Annotated in this window: 15 protein-coding genes and 1 riboswitch; of the genes, 7 read left to right on the forward strand and 8 right to left on the reverse strand. The window is 65.2% G+C overall.

Features of this window, described 5'->3' with window-relative positions; translation table 11 throughout:
• The first annotated feature begins 124 nt into the window (after positions 1 to 124).
• The 3 genes from O4G76_RS06875 (at position 125) to O4G76_RS06885 (ending at position 2,665) form a co-directional block, all read left to right on the forward strand.
• Positions 125 to 304: a hypothetical protein gene (locus O4G76_RS06875; protein WP_269396625.1), complete on the forward strand. Its 180-nt coding sequence runs from the start codon at positions 125 to 127 to the stop codon at positions 302 to 304.
• Between the two features lie 463 nt (positions 305 to 767).
• A complete protein-coding gene (locus tag O4G76_RS06880) occupies positions 768 to 2,309 on the forward strand; it encodes a sensor histidine kinase (RefSeq protein ID WP_269396626.1) in 1,542 nt (513 codons plus the stop codon).
• Positions 2,306 to 2,665 carry a hypothetical protein gene (locus O4G76_RS06885; protein ID WP_269396627.1) on the forward strand — a complete coding sequence of 120 codons (360 nt, stop codon included), beginning with the start codon at positions 2,306 to 2,308 and terminating at the stop codon, positions 2,663 to 2,665. The genes O4G76_RS06880 and O4G76_RS06885 overlap by 4 nt, the downstream gene beginning before the upstream one ends.
• Positions 2,666 to 3,677: 1,012 nt before the next feature.
• Here O4G76_RS06885 and O4G76_RS06890 read toward each other — a convergent pair.
• From O4G76_RS06890 to O4G76_RS06900, 3 genes are all read right to left on the reverse strand, one after another.
• Complete coding sequence (locus tag O4G76_RS06890; protein WP_269396628.1) at positions 3,678 to 3,992, reverse strand: hypothetical protein; 315 nt, start codon at positions 3,990 to 3,992, stop codon at positions 3,678 to 3,680.
• 166 nt (positions 3,993 to 4,158) lie between these two features.
• Complete coding sequence (locus O4G76_RS06895) at positions 4,159 to 5,259, reverse strand: HPP family protein (RefSeq protein ID WP_269396629.1); 1,101 nt, start codon at positions 5,257 to 5,259, stop codon at positions 4,159 to 4,161.
• A 1,240-nt stretch (positions 5,260 to 6,499) separates the two neighbouring features.
• Entirely contained in the window at positions 6,500 to 6,814 is a 315-nt protein-coding gene (locus tag O4G76_RS06900; protein ID WP_269396787.1) for an HU family DNA-binding protein, read from the reverse strand.
• Positions 6,815 to 7,329: 515 nt separating this feature from the next.
• Here O4G76_RS06900 and O4G76_RS06905 point away from each other — a divergent pair.
• From O4G76_RS06905 to O4G76_RS06920, 4 genes are all read left to right on the forward strand, one after another.
• Complete coding sequence (locus O4G76_RS06905; protein ID WP_269396630.1) at positions 7,330 to 8,901, forward strand: SLC13 family permease; 1,572 nt, start codon at positions 7,330 to 7,332, stop codon at positions 8,899 to 8,901.
• Positions 8,902 to 9,262: 361 nt separating this feature from the next.
• A complete protein-coding gene (locus O4G76_RS06910; protein ID WP_269396631.1) occupies positions 9,263 to 9,616 on the forward strand; it encodes a DUF2946 family protein in 354 nt (117 codons plus the stop codon).
• Positions 9,617 to 9,729: 113 nt separating this feature from the next.
• Positions 9,730 to 10,254 (forward strand): YcnI family protein, encoded by a 525-nt coding sequence (locus tag O4G76_RS06915; protein WP_269396632.1) that lies wholly within the window; start codon positions 9,730 to 9,732, stop codon positions 10,252 to 10,254.
• Between the two features lie 43 nt (positions 10,255 to 10,297).
• On the forward strand, positions 10,298 to 11,851 hold the full coding sequence (locus tag O4G76_RS06920; protein WP_269396633.1) for a CopD family protein: 1,554 nt from the start codon (positions 10,298 to 10,300) through the stop codon (positions 11,849 to 11,851).
• Between the two features lie 137 nt (positions 11,852 to 11,988).
• Here O4G76_RS06920 and O4G76_RS06925 read toward each other — a convergent pair whose 3' ends face one another.
• The 5 genes from O4G76_RS06925 to O4G76_RS06945 form a co-directional block, all read right to left on the reverse strand.
• Positions 11,989 to 13,176 carry an MFS transporter gene (locus O4G76_RS06925; RefSeq protein ID WP_269396634.1) on the reverse strand — a complete coding sequence of 396 codons (1,188 nt, stop codon included), beginning with the start codon at positions 13,174 to 13,176 and terminating at the stop codon, positions 11,989 to 11,991.
• A 164-nt stretch (positions 13,177 to 13,340) separates the two neighbouring features.
• Complete coding sequence (locus tag O4G76_RS06930) at positions 13,341 to 14,237, reverse strand: DMT family transporter (RefSeq protein ID WP_269396635.1); 897 nt, start codon at positions 14,235 to 14,237, stop codon at positions 13,341 to 13,343.
• Between the two features lie 149 nt (positions 14,238 to 14,386).
• Positions 14,387 to 15,442, reverse strand: coding sequence for an iron ABC transporter permease (locus tag O4G76_RS06935; protein WP_269396636.1), 1,056 nt, complete (start codon positions 15,440 to 15,442; stop codon positions 14,387 to 14,389).
• Entirely contained in the window at positions 15,439 to 16,386 is a 948-nt protein-coding gene (locus O4G76_RS06940; protein ID WP_269396637.1) for an ABC transporter substrate-binding protein, read from the reverse strand. The genes O4G76_RS06935 and O4G76_RS06940 overlap by 4 nt, the downstream gene beginning before the upstream one ends.
• Before the next feature lie 4 nt (positions 16,387 to 16,390).
• Positions 16,391 to 17,182, reverse strand: coding sequence for an ABC transporter ATP-binding protein (locus O4G76_RS06945; protein ID WP_269396638.1), 792 nt, complete (start codon positions 17,180 to 17,182; stop codon positions 16,391 to 16,393).
• 239 nt (positions 17,183 to 17,421) lie between these two features.
• Positions 17,422 to 17,642, reverse strand: a riboswitch (cobalamin riboswitch).
• Positions 17,643 to 18,266 lie beyond the last annotated feature (624 nt).

An 18,266-nucleotide genomic window follows, 5' to 3' on the forward strand; every position in this document is an offset into this window, starting at 1 on the left:
CTGATGATGCACCAGTCCCTACGCCCACGCACCTGTGGCGTTTCTAGCCCCCCGTGAGAACGATAGCATGGGCCTATCCTTTTGCGTCGTCCATCCGTGCGTCCTACGCGCTAGGTCTTTTCGCATGAGCGCCGTTCTGTCCGACCTGCTGGGCACAGAGGGCTGGGTCTGGCTGATGATCCCGCTGCCGTGCCTGCTTCTGATCCACTTCGGGGACCAGAATGGCAGGCCATGCGAGATGGCCGTGCGCCTGGCCGGCGGGGCCCTGGTAGCCCTCGTCATGATTGCCATGAGCCCTTGGTAATGCGCGAGGGCCTGTCGATCGTGGCCCGCGCGGAACGTCCGGTCTCAATGGTTGCGCCTTCTCCGCAACGGGCTCGCATGGTCGTTCGGAAACCTGCAGCTCACACCTTCAGCGCTGTCGCAACCTCTTCTTCTGTCACCGAGATCCATCGCGGTAGGGCAGCCTGATGGGTCCAACCCGCCGCATCAAACTGGATACCTGCGAAAGGCAGGCGAGCGGCGCTGTCAGAGCGGAGGATAGCTGAGATCGGGTCAGCCCCCTGTCTCACGGCGGCTGCTGGCGAAAGCGTTACCTTTCCCGGACGCCAGATGCCGCCTTCCGCCGGGGCGCCTGCGGAAAACGCGTAAAACAGTAGGCCTCGGAGCCGGATCCGCAATTGCCTCTTCTGCATGCGTCCGTCATGTATTTCGACGGAAGCGCCCGTCCTGATACGTTCTGTAAACCTGTTATGTGAGAAGTGACGATGCAGCACCTTGAGTCCCTGTTCGACCGCGCGCTCGATGCGGTGGTGGGAATGGACGACCAGGGGCGGATCACAGCCTGGAACGGCGCGGCCGAGGCGATCTTCGGCTGGCGCCGCGCGGAGGCCCTGGGACGGCTGATGGGCGACGTCATCGTGCCGCCCCAGCATCGAGACGCTCATGCGAAGGGGCTCGCGCGTTACAATCGCACGGGCGTCGGCCCCGTTTTGGAGACAAAGGTCCGCATCACCGCGCTGCACCGATCGGGCCGCGAGTTTCCCGTCGAGCTCTCGATCTTCCCGATGCAGGCCGACGACGGGACGCATTGCTTCTACGCCTTCATCCGCAGCCTGGCTGCCGAGGAAGCGCACCGGCGCGAACAGGAGTTGCGGGCGCGGGAGGCCGATATCCTGCTGCGGGTCGCGCAGAAGCTGCTCGAGGACATCTCGGTCGAGGCATTCACCCGGTTTTGCCTCGACGAGGTCTGCTCGGTCGCCGGACTGGACGCGGGCCACCTTTTCTTCGTTCGCGGTGCCGGTGGCCAGTCGGTCCTGCTGCCCTCAGGAATCTGGCACATCAGCGACGCGCGTTTCGGGCCGGTGGTCGAGGCCAGCCGGGCGTGCCGTTTTGCGATAGGCGAGGGTTTGCCCGGCCGGGCCTGGCAGGCCGGGGATCTCGTCGTCCAGCGAGATCTGGCAGCAGATGCGCATTTCGCGCGTCGCCGGAGCTTCTGCGAGGTCGGGCTGACACGCGGCATGGCGCTGCCGATCCGCCAGAGCGGCGAGGTCCATGCGGTGCTCGAACTCTACGGCACCGAGGCTTCGCGCTTCGATGCGGCACTGCTGCAGCTGGTGCGGACCGTGGGCACGCAGGTCGGGATCGCCATCCGCCGAAAGCAGGGTGCGGAGCAGCGCGAGATGCTGCGCCGCGAGGTGGTGCATCGCGTGAACAACAGCCTGGCCGTCGCCTCGTCGATCTTCCGCAGCTGCGCCCGCACCGCGGGAAGCATGGAGGAGTTGAGCGAGGCCTACCTGAACCGGGTGCAGGCCATCGGCCAGGCGAACCGGTTGTCGCTCGAAGACGCGCGGCAGGGCGTGCCGCTCGACAGACTGATCCGGGAGGCCGTCGGCCTCCTGCCTAATGCGAATGTCCTCCCGATCACCGTTCCCGACCTGATCATCGACAGCGACTGCGTGATGCCGCTGTCGCTCATCCTGAACGAGTTGGCGACGAACGGGCTGAAATACGGCGGGCTCGGCACGGAGGCCGATCTGGCGATCTCGGGCCGGGTCTGCGTCGACCCGGGCGATCTTTGCCTGACCTGGCAGGAGCGGCTTCATGTCCCGCACCAATCCGCGCCCACCCCATCCGAACGCGTCGGGTTTGGATCGCAGCTGTTGCGAAGCATGGTCGAAGGCCGGCTGGGCGGGGCATTCGAACGTGAGATCGATGCTGCCGGCTTCCGCTTCGAGCTCCGGGTCCCGCTGGGCCGGATATGCGAGGGAGCCATCATGTCGGGTGAAACGGCGGATCCAATCTCGTGATCGAGACCACAGGAACCGCCCACTTGCGCAGGACGCTGAGCGCCCGCGTTCGACCACTGTGGGCAGATCGTCCGAACGACGTCGAGGCCGACGCTGAGGAACGCTTTTCCGGTGCGACCGTTTTATCTGCACGGAAAGTCATTGCGCCTGACCGAGCTTCGGTCGAGCGGAGGCTCGTCATCATGAACCACGACACCCCGGATCCAAAAGCGTCGCCGCGACTGCTTGTCGTTCTTCCCTGGGCCCTGGCCATCGGCGGGCTCGTCATGCTGGTGTTTGCCCAGGCACCGCTGATCCTGATTGCCGCCATGCTGCTTCTCGTGCGGCTTGTCTGGCCCCGCTCCGGGTCCAACTGACCCACACTGCTCGCGGTATCGCAGAGAGGATCCTCCCTGCCGCGGACAAGGGGTGCGCCGTAGTCGAGTGCAGTGTCCACGATGAGCGGTGTTCGGGCAGCGACCGCGCTCGGTGTCGAATGCGACGAAGGACTGGCGGAAACTCCGGAGAGGCCATCGCCTATGCTCCGCTACCCATTCGAGCATGGGCTGGCCGCCGCTGGGGTGGAAGACCAGGGCCTCCTTGATATCCTGCCGCATCAAGCCGGCCCGTTTCTCAGGTCAGTGATGTCCGAGGACATGCTCCCTCTCTTCCCTCCATCCTGCATCGGCAGTCGCAGGAGCGGCGAAAAGGCCGCTCTCCCCTTTTTCACGGTGACCGGCAGGCGGCGATGACGGCCCTGAGAGTGAGGTTTAGGCCACCATCGCCATGCTCGGTTGCTCAAGGCACAGGTGAGGAAAGCAAAGAACCCGCCGAGAGAGCGACAGTTTGATCCGTTCTCTGCTCCCGCTGTGCGTTGATCAGGGAGCCAATCCCAACGGCGCATGGCCGCAGGAGTTCCTGTATGGCATGGTTCGTTTGCGCACGATCCCGCATCTGGCACCTGCCGTAGAGGGCTGGACAGGCTGTGCCGCGTCGCGGGGCCAGGCTCGGCATTTCCAGAATGCTGTCGCTGAAAACGCTGCCAGTTCGTAAGAAAACAAACCTGGCCTTCGGCCTGGTCCGACAGCGTAGCCTCAGATATTCCATGCGGGCCCATGAGCTATCGTCGCACTCACGTAGGTTTCCGCATGCCATTCGGCCCCGCTTCCCTTCGCTTTTGTGACAAGCGGCCAAGCCTTCAGCTTTCCGTCTAGGAGTTGGCGCAATCTTGCAATGGCCGGGTGATACCGACAGATGCGCAATCCAGAAGCATTGACGCCCGATCTTCTATCGTAAAACGTGAGGCAGCGAGTGGTCACTCGCGCATCATGGATGCCTGTCTTGGCAACCTTCCCCTTCTTGCTCGCCATCGCCGATGGCGGGCATTTTTTACAGGCGGTGGCCCCAAGGCTTCCGACCGCCCAACCGCGCCGCGACGGTCACCCGCCTCCCCTCCGCATCGGCAAAGCCGTTCAAGGCACCGGGGCGGGCGTGCCAGAGATCGATAGCACCAGCCCGGAATGCGGCAACGTCATCGGGAAACAAGGTGACGCCCGTCACCGTGACCAGTTGGCTTTCTATGTGAGCCCGCACGCCCATGTCGCCGGGCAGGACCGTTTCCAGACGACGGGCAAGCTCCGCTGGCGCGTCATCGGGGGCGCAGGCGAGGATCATGCGGTCGGAAACAGCGATCGTGTAGCTCATGCAAGGCAAGCTAAGCGCGATGCTGCACCTGCACAATGTCTGCGGCACCACTCTCAGAACGAGTCAGGCCACACGTTTCAGAGAGGGGTGAAACACCGAGCGATGGCGAACACAGACGGTCAGGCGCGGTGGTCTCGTTGACCCGCCATTGGTCAAGGCGGACCGACTAGGCTGCGGAGCGCTCCTCGGCACCGCTCAGCAGCAGCCGGATCATATCCGAGCGGGTCAGGATGCCGACGAGCTGGCCGTTCCTCTCGACTGGTATGACTTCGCTTCCCCGGGCGGCCAGTCGGTTCAACAAGACCCCGACCGCCAGATCGTGAGGCACGGCGCAATCGGCTGCGCGCATGACATCGGCAACGATGGAGGGCGCAGGGCTCTGCTGTGGCACTCCAAGGCCGCTCCCGTCGACCATCGGGGCAAGCAGATCGGACTGGAGCACCAGGCCGCACAGTTTCATGTCGCCGTCCACGACGGGAAGGCTCTTGATGGCATGATGGCAAAAAAGCCGCGCCGCCTCGGTCCACGTCGTGTCAGGCCGCACGGTGATGAGGTTCCGGGTCATGATGTCCACGCAGGTCGTGCCTGCAAAGCGATGCTGCGCCGCCTCTGCCTCCGCGGCCGCAAGCAGCCGTCCGAGGTCCGTGATGCCGACATTCGCCGATTGATTGAAGCGCTCCAGCAGTGCGCCGAGCTGTTCGGTCGAGAGCCCCAGTCGCAGGGCTGGATCCTGGACGCCATCGGTATCCGGCTGGCGGAATGGGTAAGCCCGGCCCGTCATCCGATTGTAGATGATGGCCGCGAGGACCAGCGCGGCCGTCGTCACCCCGACCGGTATCAGCGCGAAGAGCGGCCCCGCTTCCAGCGCCGGCGCTGGATCAAGCGCCATCAGCAGGGCGACGGCGCCGCCGGGGGGATGCAGGGCGCGCATGAGCGTCATCGCAACGATCGCGGCGCCCACCGCCCCGCCGGTCGCCCAGGGCGCGGGGACGAACCGGAGCACGAGCAGCGCGACAAGGGCCGAGGTCACGTTGCCAACGACCGCGGACCAGGGCTGGGCGAGCGGCGAGTTCGGCACGCAGAAGACCAGCACGGCCGTCGCGCCGAGCGGTGCCACGAGAATGAGGTGTGAACCAGTCCAGCCGCTTCCAAGGCTGACCAGCGCAGCGCAGAGGCTGATGCCGATCAAAGCCCCGAAGCCGGCCCGCAGCTGTTCGGCGCCCTGAGGCGCCGGGAGGGCGGGGTAGAGATGATGCCAGGCTCGCATTCGGGTGTCTCCGGGAGCAGCGCGCGAAGCTGAAAACTTGCGCGATCCGGTCGGGGTCTGCCTGATTCCCAAGCAGAGTTGAAACCGGCATACGGTGGCTGAAAGGAGATAAGAACACTGTGCCTACAACCCTCGGCCTCACAGGAACGGGCATGCGCTATCGTCCAAATGCGTGGAACGGCTGATTTGGCCCGTCGGGCCGTTCAAGCCCGTGTTCGACGCATGCAAGGACCCTCACGGGGGAAACGAAAGAGCGGGGCCAGCGCTCCCTTGCGATGCTATTGGCGAGATCGGCCGGCAAGCCTCTTCGACTATAGGTTGACCTGCACATATCCGAAGGTATAGGTCTGTCATGTGGGATGCCGGCTTGTTGGGGCAGAGTATCCTCTTGGCGGATCAGGAACGCTCCCCGTTGCTTTTCCGAACACCTGCTGCCCTGGCACATCCAGTGGCAGCATTTTTTTTGCGACGGACGAAATTGCCAAGGTCCCTCCGCATCCGGCCATCCCGTCATGAAGGACCCGATGTAGCGGGAGCGACCATTCTCCTTTCCGGTAGTGTGTCCCGGTCGACCTTGCCCTGCGGGCAGCGAGCCTTGGATCTGTCCGGCAATGCGCGGTTTGAAATCGAAGTCACCCTCCGCTCCTGCCCTCCAGACACACAAGAAGGAGGGACGCGATACTCCCCTCCCGGCCTGGGACCTCGCTGACGGTATCGCCGCACGTCTCCGCTCAGAGTAGATCCGTGACAGTCATGCGCCTGATGCATACCAGGGTTGTCCTGAATGCGGATTGCGGCCGGGTCATGGGTGGTTATGTCGATCCTGTCCCCGCAGTCCTCCCACTCGCGACGGGCACCTGTTTCGGTTCGAGCTCATCTCCCCTCCCAGGGCGGTCCGAACCGAAGCGCCGAGGGTCTCTCCTCCCAGGCCCGAGGAACTAGCGGCGGCGTCTTCCTCCTCCCTGACGCCGCCGTAGTTCTCTTCTGAGGCACACAAGTGGAGCGCTCCAAATCCCGCGGGCATGGCGCCAGGCCGATCCCTTGCTCCGACATGTCAACCGTCTCAAGCCCGCCGCCGGCGGACATCACGCGCGCATGGTCTTGTGGCTTGGCGAGCAAATTGCTCCGGACGATAGCGACGAACGCCTGCCTCGGTTGATCTTGGGGTGTTCCGTAATGCGCGGTGCCGATGGCTGCTGCAGGGCCGACGCGGACAGGCGCGGCCCCTGGTGATCTGCTATCAAGTCGGAGTGTGGTGCGCGCTGCGATCGAGGGCGGCTCCATTCAGTCGGGCAAGCAACTTCTTGCTCGCCCTGAACTTCGGTGCATGGGTTTCATCGACCTGAAGAGGCGCGCCGGTCCTCGGATGGCGACCCGGGCGCGGGTCGCGTCGAACGACGGAGAAAGCACCGAAGCCGCGCAGTTCCACGCGCCCGCCACGCGCCAGCGTTTCAATGATCTCTGCCAGGATTACATTCAAAATCCGCTCGACGTCACGCCTCAGCAGATGCGGATTGTCGTCGGCAATCCTTTGAACCAGTTCAGATCGAACCACTTTCATCCTCCCGCCGTCACGCGATGGCGACTGCCTACAGGAATTTCACAGCGCTGGCAGTCGCCTACTCGGGCAACCGCCGAGCCTATACCAAAGAGATGGAAAGAGCGCAGCGACGTTCATTGACCTAGGGGCAACTATCGCGGAGCGTGATCCGGCGCAGTATCCCTCGCGCATTGCCCTCGTATGGTTCTGGTAGGTTTCGAGTGCGGCCCGCCATCACACATGGCGGGCCTTTTTTCGTCTCTTGCAGAGCGTCCAGCGTGCTACCGATCGGGTGGCAGGTATCATCTGGGATCGTTGAAGTGACCTCCTTCAAGGATGGCTTCTCTTGCCAGCCCTTCGCGTCTCGTGCTGTAGCCCGCGCAGGTTGAGCGATCACGCTCACGCTCGATTCGAGCCTTTCAGACATTTGCCGTGAGCCGGTGAACGACTGCCACGAAGGCAAGGTGCCAGGGAACTCCGATCGCTGGCGCGAAGGGCCGATCGAGTTTTCGCGGTGATGAGGAGAGCGCATGAGCGATATCATCGACAAGCAAGGGCTGGGCGGATCCGACGAAGGTCAGCGGACCTCCAGCAAGATCGTGTGGGGCCTGCGGGCCCTGGGACTGATCATGGCCGCCCTGGTCTGGCTTCTGCTCGGCGGCGCCGAGGATCTGGGTAACGACGCGCGCGCGGTGGCCGCGGTCGCGACATTGATGGCGGTCTGGTGGATGACCGAAGCGGTGCCACTGCCCATCACCTCCCTCCTGCCCATCGTGCTTTTGCCCGCGCTGACCGCCACTACGGTCAGCGAAGCGACGGCTCCTTACGCCAGTTCGCTGGTGTTCCTCTTTGTCGGCGGCTTTCTGATCGCGATCGCGATGGAGAAATGGGAGTTGCACCGCCGGATTGCCCTGATGGTCCTCGACCGGGTGGGCGTGTCGCCCAAGCGGATCGTGCTGGGCATGATGATTGCCACGGGCTTTTTGTCGATGTGGGTGTCCAACACCGCGACCACGCTGATGATGCTGCCGATCGGGCTGTCCGTTCTGGCGCTGGTGGTCGAGCGCAGTGCCGGCAGCCAGTCCGCGGTCGAGATGCATGAGGGCCTGAAGAAGGGCACCATCTCCGACGTGGTCGACAACCCCGATGTGAAGATGTTCGGCGTCTGCCTGCTGCTTGCCATCGCCTGGTCGGCCTCGATGGGCGGCCTCGGCACGCTGCTGGGGTCGCCGCCCAACGCCATCGTGGCAGGCTACGCGGCAGACGAGCTGGGACGCGACATCGGCTTTCTGGAATGGATGCTGCTGGGTGTGCCGCTCGCGGCGATCTTCATCCTGATCGGCTGGTGGCTGATGGTGAACGTGCTCTACCGGTTCAAGCTGGATGCGATCCCGGGCGGCCAGGACATGATCCGAAGCCAGCTCGCGGCGCTTGGGCCGATGAGCCAGGGCGAAAAGATGGTCGCGGGCGTCTTCGGCGGGGCTGCCTTCCTGTGGATCGTCCCCGGTCTCGTGTCGGGCCTGCCGGGGCTGGCGTTCCTCGATGGGCTCAACGACACCGCCATCGCCATCGCGGCAGGGATCGCGCTGTTCCTGCTGCCGGGACGCGGCCGGAACGAGATGCTGCTCGAATGGAACGATGCCGAGGAAGGCCTGCCCTGGGGCGTGTTGCTGCTGTTCGGCGGCGGACTGAGCCTCGCCAGCTCCGTGGCCGCGTCGGGGCTCGATGACTGGTTCGGCGCGCAGGTCAGCGGGCTGGGCAGCCTGCCTGCGATCCTGCTGATGGGGTCGGTCGTCCTGATCGTTCTGTTCCTCACCGAGATCACCTCGAACACCGCGACGGCGGCGACCTTCATTCCCGTCCTTGGTGGGGTGGCGCTCGGGATCGGGGTGGCGCCGCTGAGCCTGCTGATCCCGGCCGCCTTCGCAGCAACCTGTGCCTTCATGCTGCCCGTCGGCACACCGCCCAACGCGATCGTCTTCGGCACCGGCAACGTGACCATCGGCCAGATGGTCCGAGGCGGCGTGGTGCTCAACGTGGTGGGCGTGCTGCTGATCACCGCCCTCTTCTACCTGCTGGGCGGGCTGGTGCTGGGCATCTGACGATCAGGGCGAAAGGTGCGTGATGCGCATCTTCCGGGCCCAGATGGAGACCGCATGCCATGCGGAACGCGTCACATTGAGGTGCATGCGTTCCGCCATCCGCCCCGCCGCTCGGCTCAGAAACGGCATCGAACCTGTCGCCGGTTGAAGTGGCCAGGTCGATGGCGCCTCAGGCACAGATACGCGGAACATGAACCCCATCCGGTCGAGACCGCCGGACCTTGGGATCATCATACCGGTTGCACGTCTCGTTTCTTGCACCGGTTCACCGCAGAGAAAGCTCTCGCATGCCCCTGGGGCATCTGTTTGACTAGGCTCAAGGTGAGCGGCGGCGGTTCCCGCTCCTACGAAGCGCAAGGTGATGCAGCAACTCCGCTCGATCCTTTTCCTTCTGACCGCCGTCGTGATGGGGATCACCGCGGTCGGCATGGAATTGAAGCCGGTCTTCGCGCCGGCAGCCGTGGAGCGCCATGCCGTTTCACATGCCGAGAGTCATGACGGCCCCCGATCGGACCACGAGCATCACGAGAACTCCGACGCCTGTCTCTACTGCCACCTGGCCAAAGCGGCGGACCTGCCGTCGAGACCCGGAACAATCGTGGTCCGCCGCCAGGTTCTGGAGCTGTCCACCAGCCGATACGCGGCACCTTGCAGCCTCGAAGTTCAGCGGGCGCCATGGCAGCCGCGCGCGCCCCCGCGACGGATCATCGCCTGATACCCCAACCGTCCTGTGGGACAACCCTTTCACGGCACAGCCCAACCGGCGCTGAGGCGTCCGCGCTTTTTGCGGGACGCGCGCGACATGTGCCGAAACGTGGAGATCGACCGATGTCGATAAAGACCTTTTCCCTCGCCACCGCGCTGATCGTGGCCACAGCGCAATCCGCCCTTGCCCATGCCACGCTGGAGCAAGAGAGCGTCACCCAGAACGCGACCGAAAAGCTGACGGTGCGCATCGGTCACGGCTGCGACGGCGCGCCTACGCTGCGCGTCCGTGTGCGGATCCCCGAGGGCATGATTGCGGTCAAGCCGATGCCCAAGGCGGGCTGGACGCTGGAGACGGTGGTCGAACCCTATGCGACGTCCTACGACTACTATGGAAACACCCTGACCGAAGGGGTGCAGGAGATCGTCTGGTCGGGGGAACTCGATGATGCACATTACGACGAGTTCGTATTCCGCACCCACGTCACCGAGATCGCGGAGGCCGATCAAGTGCTTTACGTCCCGGTCGTGCAGGAATGCGCTGATGCCGCCGAACGCTGGATCGAGACGCCTGGCGTTGGCCAGTCGAGCGACGATCTCGAGATGCCTGCGCCGGGGGTGATGGTCCAGCCTGCCGCAGCCAACTGATCGAGAGAGCCCCGGAGCGCCGCGCTCCGGGGCCGCCATCCCGATGCTGCACCTTGTCATCCTGCTTGTCGCCGCCCTGATGCCGCAGGTCCTGTCGGCACATGCCCAGCTGCGCGAGTCCGATCCCGTGGCTCATGCCCTGCTCGACAGCGAGCCTTCCGAGGTGGTTCTCACGTTCAGCGAGCCAGTCGCCCCGACGACGTTCCGCTGGTTCGGTCCTGACGGCGAGGTGGTTGCCGGTCGCGCCGAAGCCCGCGACCGGCAGATCGTCGTGGCGATGCCGGTGGGGCTGAGTAAAGGCACGCGGCTGCTGTCGTGGCGTGTCGTTTCCGCCGACGGCCACCCGGTCGGCGGCAGCCTCGCCTTCTCCGTCGGTGGCCGATCGGACCTGCCGGCGTTGGCCGAAGGCGGACGCGCGGACGGCATGGCGGTGGCATTGCGTGCCGCAATCTTCGTCGGGCTCGCACTTGGCGCCGGGGGGGCAGGCTTTGCCGCGCTCGTTCTCGGCGGACCGCTATCCGGGCCGGCGCGCCTCGTGCAACAGGCGGGCGCCATCGGATCTGGTCTGCTGGCTGTGCTGTCGATTGGGGTCCAAGGTCTCGACCTGTTCGATCTCCCACCGCCGGCGTTGCTGACCCGTGCGCCCTGGCAGGCCGGGTTGCAAAGCCCGCTCGCCTGGTCGTGTCTCTTCGTATTGCTGTCGGGCGCGGCGGTGCTTCTGACTGGCCGAATACGCCACAGACAAACCATGGCACAGCTCGCGGCGTTCGGCTTGGGGGCCGGCTCCATCGCCATCGCCGGACACGCCTTGACTGCCAGTCCGGCGTGGCTGGCACAAGCGCTGGTGTTCCTGCACGCGCTGGCCCTGCTGTTCTGGATCGGTGCACTGCCACCCCTTCTCGGGCTCGTGACGACACCGCGGGCGAGGTTTGTCCTTACAAGGTTCTCGACCCTGGCGATCGCCGCAGTGAGCGTGCTGGCCGTCACCGGGGCAAGTCTCGCTTGGTTGCAATCCAAGAGCTTCGCGGCACTGGTCGCGTCCGATTACGGACGTTTGCTCGGCGTGAAGCTCGGCCTGGTCGCGATGCTGCTGACGCTTGCCGCATGGAACCGACTGAGGCTGACCCCTGCTGTGGCGGCCAGCATGGAGCGGGCGGCGGACGTGCTGCGATGGTCGATCCGGGCGGAGATCTGTCTTGCGGTCCTCATCCTTGCCGCCGCCGCAGGATTCCGGCTGACGCCTCCGCCCCGAGCCGTCGAGCTCGGCGGGTCGGGTCTGGAGCTGCACATGCATCATCCAGCGGCACTTGCCGAGCTGCGCCTCGCACCGGGCCGGGTCGGTGCCAACGAGATTACGGTCGCCTTGGGCACCATGGACGGCGCACCGCTGGCAGCGCATGAAATGGAGATCCTGCTTTCTCGCGATCACGATGGGCTCGAACCAATCAGAGTGTCCGCGGAGCGTCTCGGTGACGGCAAATGGTCCGCCCCGGTGCTGTTTCTGCCGCTGGCCGGCGAATGGGAGGTGAGCTTGCGGATACGCGTCAGCGACTTCGAGCAGATCACCCTGTCGGGATCTGCGACCATCGATCATTGAGCTTGCGCTATCTCGATGCCGAGCATCCCTGCTCAACGTCAGATGATCCCAACAAGATGGTCTGATGTTGAGGAAAGGTCTGACGCGTTCGGGCTTTGGTTCATGTGCGGTCTATCGCGTTGCCTTCGTCGACGACGTCAATGCTCGATCCTCGGCAGGAACCATGCCAGAAGGCCGGCCAGCGGCAGAAAGGCGCAGATCTGGTACAGCGTCTCGACGCCATAGCTGTCGGCCAGGACCCCGAGCATCGCGGCGGCAATACCGGCCAGGCCGAAGTTCAGGCCGTAAAACAGCCCGCCGATGAGCCCGATGCGGTTCGGCAGAAGCTCCATCGCGTAGATCAGGATCGAGGCAAAGGCGCTGGCCATGATGAGATTGATCATCACCGTCAGCACACCGGTCCAGAACAGGTCGACATGGGGCAAGAGCAGGGTCAGTGGCAGCGGACCCAGGATCGAAATCCAGATGATGCGATACCGTCCGATGCGGTCTCCGACGATGCCACCGACCAGAACGCCAATGGCAGCGGCCAGTAAGAAGACGAACAGCATCATCTGGGAGGTGCGGATCGACACCTTGAACTGCTCGATGAGATAGAACGTGTAGAAGGACCGGAAGCTCTCCCCGTAGGCGTTCTTGATGAACATCAGCAGCGTCAGGACGACGAGGCCGACCGCGACGGTCGAACGCGAATGCTGGGGCGCTTCGGAGCCTTTCTTGATCTGGGCACGAAGCTGGGCGAACGCGGCGCTGATCCGGGCCTGTTGACGGCCGATCCACGTCAGCAGGATCATCGCGGTCAGAGCTGCCAAGGCGAACCAGGCAAGGCTTGGCTGGCCCCAAGGCACGACAATGAAGGCGGCCAGCACGGGGCCAAGAGCGCCACCGGTCTGCCCGCCGACCTGGAAGATGCCTTGCGCCAACCCCTGCCGGCCGCCGGCCGCATAGCGCGCGGTCCGGGTCGCCTCGGGGTGAAAGATGGAGGACCCGATGCCGATGAGGGCCACCGACATCAGGATCATCGCGTAGCTCGCCGCGAAGGCAAGGCTGATCAGTCCCGTGAGGGTGAACATCATGCCAGCGACGGGCGAATAGGGCGCCGGGCGCCGGTCCGTGACCATTCCCACGACCGGCTGAAGCAGGGCGCCGGCGACCTGAAAGGTCAGGGTGATCATCCCGATCTGGGCGAAGTCCAGCGCGTAGGAGGCTTTCAGGATCGGGTAGACGGCCGGGATCAGCGACTGCATCAAGTCGTTGAGGAGATGCGTGACCCCGAGAACTGACAGAACCGCCAGGTAGGTTCCAGAACGAGCCGCAGCTGTCATGACGTCGCCTCCATCCGAACCCTTTGAGCCGGGTGACCATATGCGCGGGACCGGCGGCCGCAAGGGGCAGGAGTTGCAACAGGCCAGGTTGGGCTCGCCTCCCAAGAGGGGCGTGTGTGTCGTTTGACGGCCGTCTTCCACGGAGAGGTGATGGGGCCACAAGCTCAGGCCGCCTCGGGCCGCCGCGCCTCAGCCCGGATGTTCAGGTAGTTGCCGCCGAGGATCAGCGTGGCGCCGATCAGCATCAGGGGCCCGATGGGTTCGTCGTAGAGCACCAGCCCGACCACCGCGATGACCGGCAGGCGAAGGAAGTCGAACGGCATCACCAGCGTTGCGGGCGCGAGGCGCAGTGCGTTGGCGATGCAGAAATGCGCGCCGAGACCGGCCGCGGCGATCACGCCGATCCAGGGCAAAGTCGACTGCGACGGGGCGGCGATGGCGCCGTCGATCCCGGCACAGGCCAAGCCGAGCACCGTCTGGCTCGCGGTCATCCACCACAGGATGCAGGCCACCGGGGCCTCCGCCGTGAGACGCCGGGTCAGCATGTAGGTCAAGGCAAAGCCCACTGCGCAGCCTGCCGCGGCCAGAAGCGCGGGGCCGAGCGGGGCGGCGCCGGGACGCGCGACCATCACGATCCCGACAAAGCCGAGGATCGCCGCGATGGCGCGCGGCCGCGTCAGCCTTTCGCCCAGAAGCAGCGGCGACAGCACCAGCACCCAGAGCGGGGCGGTGAATTCGAAGGCGAAGACCTGCGCCAAGGGCAGCGAGGCGAGCGCATAGAACCACAGGTTCTGGGCGCTGAAATGGGCGATGTTACGCGCCAGATGCAGGCCGGGGCGGCGCGGCGTCACCTCGTGCCAGCGGCGCCCAAGGCTCAGGACGAGGGCGACGATCGCCATGCCGATCAGCGACCGCCACGCCATGATCTCGAAGGTGTCGAGCTCGATCGACACGGCCCGGCCCGCAATCGCCATCGAGGTGAAGGCCGTCACGGCGCCCATCATCCACAGAGCGGCATAGAACGGCGCGGTGCCCGATGGCCGGGCGATGCTGGGGGTCATCTCCGCGTGCTCCTCAACCGCAGCGTGGGTCCTCGCGCTTCACTAGCGCAGGCCGTAGGGCTTTCCCAGCTCTGCAACCGCGTGCACTGGGGACAGGGCCGTCATCACCGTTCAGCATCGGTCACAATCAGTGAACAACGACCGCTTGCCTATCGCCGCCCCAGCAGCCACACGAAAAACAGCCCGCCCACGAAGCCGGTGACCACGCCAACCGGCAGTTCCTGCGGCGCCATCAGGATGCGGGCTACAAGATCGCCCCAGATCAGTACCATCGCGCCGAGCAGCGCCGACAGCGGCAGCACCCGGGCGTTGCCGCCGCCGACCATCATGCGCGCGAGATGGGGTACCATCAGCCCGACAAAGCCGATCACCCCGGAAAAAGCGACCATCACGCCGGTCAGTAACGCACCCACGCTGAAAACCTCGAGCCTGAACCTTGCAACCGGAATACCGAGCGTTGCGGCGGCTTCGTCACCGATCGTCATTGCGTCGAGATCCTGTGCCCTGAGCCATAGCCACGGCCCACAAAGGGCGAGCACGAGGGCGGGGAACACCAGGTGCGACCATTGCGCCAAGCCGAGACCACCCAGCATCCAGAACAGTGCGGTATGCGAAGCGCGCGGATCGCCAAGGAAAATCATTGCATTGGCTGCGGCCATCACGATAAAAGACACCGCGACGCCGGCGAGCACCAATCGCTCGGCAGAGGCCGTGTCCGCCAGTCGCGCCACGCCAAGCACCAGCGCCATTGCACCGAGCGCACCGGCAAAGGCGAAGACCGGCACCGTGGCGAGGCCGAGGATCATCCCCGTGTGAAGGAGCGCCGTGATCGCACCGAAGGCGCCGCCGGAGGAGATGCCGAGCAGATGCGGGTCGGCCAACGCGTTTCGTGTGACCGCCTGCAGGCTCGCTCCGACCAGCGCCAGTCCCGCGCCGACCAGCCCGGCAAGGATTGCGCGCGGCACTCGTAGGTCCCAGACAATGGCCTCGTGGCCGCCGGGCCAAGCCACCTCGACGCGCCCCGGCACCAACCGGTTGGCGATCACCCCCCAGACCGTGCCAGTTTCGATGGTCACCGCGCCGACGCCGACCGAAGCGGCGAAAGACAGCCCGAGGATCAGCGCGCCCAGCCCGAGCGCAGCGGGAAACAGCAGCGCCCGGCCGCGCCCCGTCGGCCGGGCCAGTGCCAAGGCTGGGGCGGTCATCGCGCCGCCTCGGCGAAGGCCCGCGCCAGAACGCCCACCGCCCCGATGTTGCGTGGCCCCGGCGTCGCGGCGACGTAGTCGAGCGTGACGAAATTCTCCTCGCGCACCGCCGTCAGGTCGGCGAAAGCCGGGTTGGACAGCAGAAAATCGCGCTTCTGCGCCGCGGTGACTTCGCCGTAGTCGACGATCAGGATCACCTCCGGATCGCGGGCGATCACCTCTTCCCAGCCGACCGTGCCCCAGCTTCTTCCGATATCTTCCATGACGTTGACGCCGCCCGCCGCCTCGATCAGCGCGGTCGGCATGGCGTAGCGCCCGGCGGTGAATGGCATGTCCTCACCACTGTCATAGACGAAGACGCGCGGGGGCTCGGCCAGAATGTGCGACTCCGGGGCAAGATCCGCCAGTTCCGACTGCCAGCCAGCAATCAACGCCTCGGCCCGCTCAGATACGCCGAAGATCGCGCCGAGATTGCGGATGTCAGTGTAGAGATCTCCGAGACTGGCCTTCGGCTTCTCCATTACATGAGCGCAACTCTCGATCAGCTCGTAGACCGCGATGCCGAACGGTGCCAGCGTGTCGGGCGTGATCTCGCCGCCGACCTGCAACCCGTAGTTCCAGCCGGCGAAGTAGAAGTCTGCCCCCGCCCCCAGCAGCACCTCGCGGCCGGGATATTGCGGCGAGAGGTCGGGGAGTCCGTCCAGCGCCGCGCGCAGCGGCGCGTCGATGCCGCGCGCGTCGGAGATACCGGTATGGCCAACCATGCGGTCGCGCAGCCCGAGTTCCAGCATCATCTCGGTCAGGTTGACGTCGTTCGACACCGCCCGTTCGGGCGGGGCCACGAAGGTAACGGCGCGGTTGCAGCTCTGCACGGTCACGGGGAAAGCCTGCACTGCAATGGGGGCGGTGAGGAAAAGCGCGAAGAAGATGAGGTGACGGGTCATGGGTTCAGGTCCTGTCGGAAGCGGGGAGTGTGTAGGTGAAGCGGCTGCGCCCGGAGGGCAGCAGGCGCTCTCGCCAAGCGGAGACGGAAAAGGCGCGGGCGACGGTCACGGCATCGAGCGCGGTCTCGGGCGGGCCAAGCGCGATCATCTCGCCACGCACCAGTACAAGCACCGCATCACAGAGATCGAAGGCAAGGTTGAGGTCGTGCAGACTGACCACCGTGGTGACGTCGAGCCCGCGCAGCATCTCCAGCACCTCGAGCTGGTGGCGGATATCGAGGTGATTGGTCGGCTCGTCGAGGATCAGCACTCGAGGCTCTTGCACCAGCGCGCGGGCCACCATCACCCGCTGCCGTTCGCCACCCGAGAGTGTGCCGAAGCGACGCCTGGCCAGCGCAGCGAGGTCAAGCCGGTGTAGCGCCGCTTCGACGATCTGCGTGTCTCGGAAGCCAGCGCTGGAAAGGCCTTGGCGATGCGGCAGTCGACCGAGGCCTGCGATCTCACTTACAGTCAGCGCAAAGTCGGTCGGTTGCTCCTGCAGTACGGCGGCGACACGGCGGGCGGCCTCGCGAGGAGGCATGCGCCACAGATCCCTGCCGTCGATCTGCACCGTGCCGGCCGTCGGCCGGTAAAATCGGTAGAGCAGCCGCAGCAGCGTCGACTTGCCCGCGCCATTGGCGCCGACAACACCCAAGGTTTTGCCGGCCGGCAGGACAAAGCTCACGTCTCTCAGGATCGCGGGGCCGCGGCGCGGCCCCCAGCCGAGATCACTGGCACAGAGGGAAGCTCCGCTCATTGCCGATGCCGAACAGCTGTCGCTAGGTCAACCCCACGGTCCGACTGGCACGCAGGCTCGTGGTCGCACCTACAGGTCGTGGCGCGGTCGTCGTCCGGCGGGCGGGTAGAGTGTGTCGTTGTCCGGTCCATGCAGCTCTCCACGCATTCGCGGGGCAAACGCAAAGGTAGACCGACGATTTTCATGCGGCCAACGCCGACGAGCCATCATGGCCTCCTGTCCGGGACACCCCGCCCGGGTTGAGTAACATCAGTGATGGCAGGTCTCCTGACTTGCGGGTCAGCGCTTATCCGAACCTTCCCGGGGCCATGGCACCCAGTGGTATCCTCGGAATCGCTCGCCGCTCACAGTTGCGGGGGCAGTTACGGAGTCGGCGCCTGCTGGCTACACCTCACCGTATTCCCTTTTCATCCCGCGTCGCCCTCAGGGGCCAACGGGAACCATCGTGGGCCGGGATGCCATGCCGCGTCCGGGAAGGGCAAGACACGATCTGCACGCAAGGGCCATTTCGCGGGCCGCTTCGAAGAAAGGGCCCATCGGCATCTGCCAACACTGTGTCAGGTTGCCGGCCAAGAGAACTGCAAGGCGGATGTCATTCAGCCCAGCAATCGCCGGATGGCCGCTTTCTGCAACAAGCGGATTGTGTGACAATCGTCATTGAAGCGGCCGGGAAGGACGCTTGGGCACAGCGCATGATCGGCCAATCACCCAGTGCAACCACGGCCTGGGCTCCTCCCATAACATGACAGTCGACCCAGCGACGAGGGGAGCGCCGTTGACGTAGTCGGTTGCCCGTCCGCCGGATCAATCGCCGAGACACAGGCGCGGCCCTTTGAGGCAAGCCCGGCGTCCATCTTCTGCCGAAGATGCCGTGATCTGGGGAGCCGTCCGACAGCACCATGCGGATCATCCGTCTGCCTTGCTGCCGACGTCCTAAATTGATTGCGCAGGCTTTCGGCACATCCCTTGTTTTCGCAATGGCGCCGGGTCGCGTGCCTGAACGACCGACGCACGACGGAGCCGTACGAGGGCCTCGAGAAACGGAGGATAAGCTTGGACAGCGGAAGTTCTGTGACCTTCCCAG

It is taken from the genome of Limimaricola sp. G21655-S1, from assembly GCF_027213785.1.
Classification (GTDB): domain Bacteria; phylum Pseudomonadota; class Alphaproteobacteria; order Rhodobacterales; family Rhodobacteraceae; genus Limimaricola.

Bases quoted from the DNA above. Each gene is read 5' to 3' on its own strand.
- O4G76_RS06945 (WP_269396638.1), bottom strand. From the start codon at position 17,182: ATGAGCGGAGCTTCCCTCTGTGCCAGTGATCTCGGCTGGGGGCCGCGC.
- O4G76_RS06890 (WP_269396628.1), bottom strand. From the start codon at position 3,992: ATGAGCTACACGATCGCTGTTTCCGACCGCATGATCCTCGCCTGCGCC.
- O4G76_RS06920 (WP_269396633.1), top strand. From the start codon at position 10,298: ATGCTGCACCTTGTCATCCTGCTTGTCGCCGCCCTGATGCCGCAGGTC.
- O4G76_RS06940 (WP_269396637.1), bottom strand. From the start codon at position 16,386: ATGACCCGTCACCTCATCTTCTTCGCGCTTTTCCTCACCGCCCCCATT.
- O4G76_RS06925 (WP_269396634.1), bottom strand. From the start codon at position 13,176: ATGACAGCTGCGGCTCGTTCTGGAACCTACCTGGCGGTTCTGTCAGTT.
- O4G76_RS06905 (WP_269396630.1), top strand. From the start codon at position 7,330: ATGAGCGATATCATCGACAAGCAAGGGCTGGGCGGATCCGACGAAGGT.
- O4G76_RS06910 (WP_269396631.1), top strand. From the start codon at position 9,263: ATGCAGCAACTCCGCTCGATCCTTTTCCTTCTGACCGCCGTCGTGATG.
- O4G76_RS06930 (WP_269396635.1), bottom strand. From the start codon at position 14,237: ATGACCCCCAGCATCGCCCGGCCATCGGGCACCGCGCCGTTCTATGCC.
- O4G76_RS06935 (WP_269396636.1), bottom strand. From the start codon at position 15,442: ATGACCGCCCCAGCCTTGGCACTGGCCCGGCCGACGGGGCGCGGCCGG.
- O4G76_RS06880 (WP_269396626.1), top strand. From the start codon at position 768: ATGCAGCACCTTGAGTCCCTGTTCGACCGCGCGCTCGATGCGGTGGTG.
- O4G76_RS06915 (WP_269396632.1), top strand. From the start codon at position 9,730: ATGTCGATAAAGACCTTTTCCCTCGCCACCGCGCTGATCGTGGCCACA.
- O4G76_RS06895 (WP_269396629.1), bottom strand. From the start codon at position 5,259: ATGCGAGCCTGGCATCATCTCTACCCCGCCCTCCCGGCGCCTCAGGGC.
- O4G76_RS06875 (WP_269396625.1), top strand. From the start codon at position 125: ATGAGCGCCGTTCTGTCCGACCTGCTGGGCACAGAGGGCTGGGTCTGG.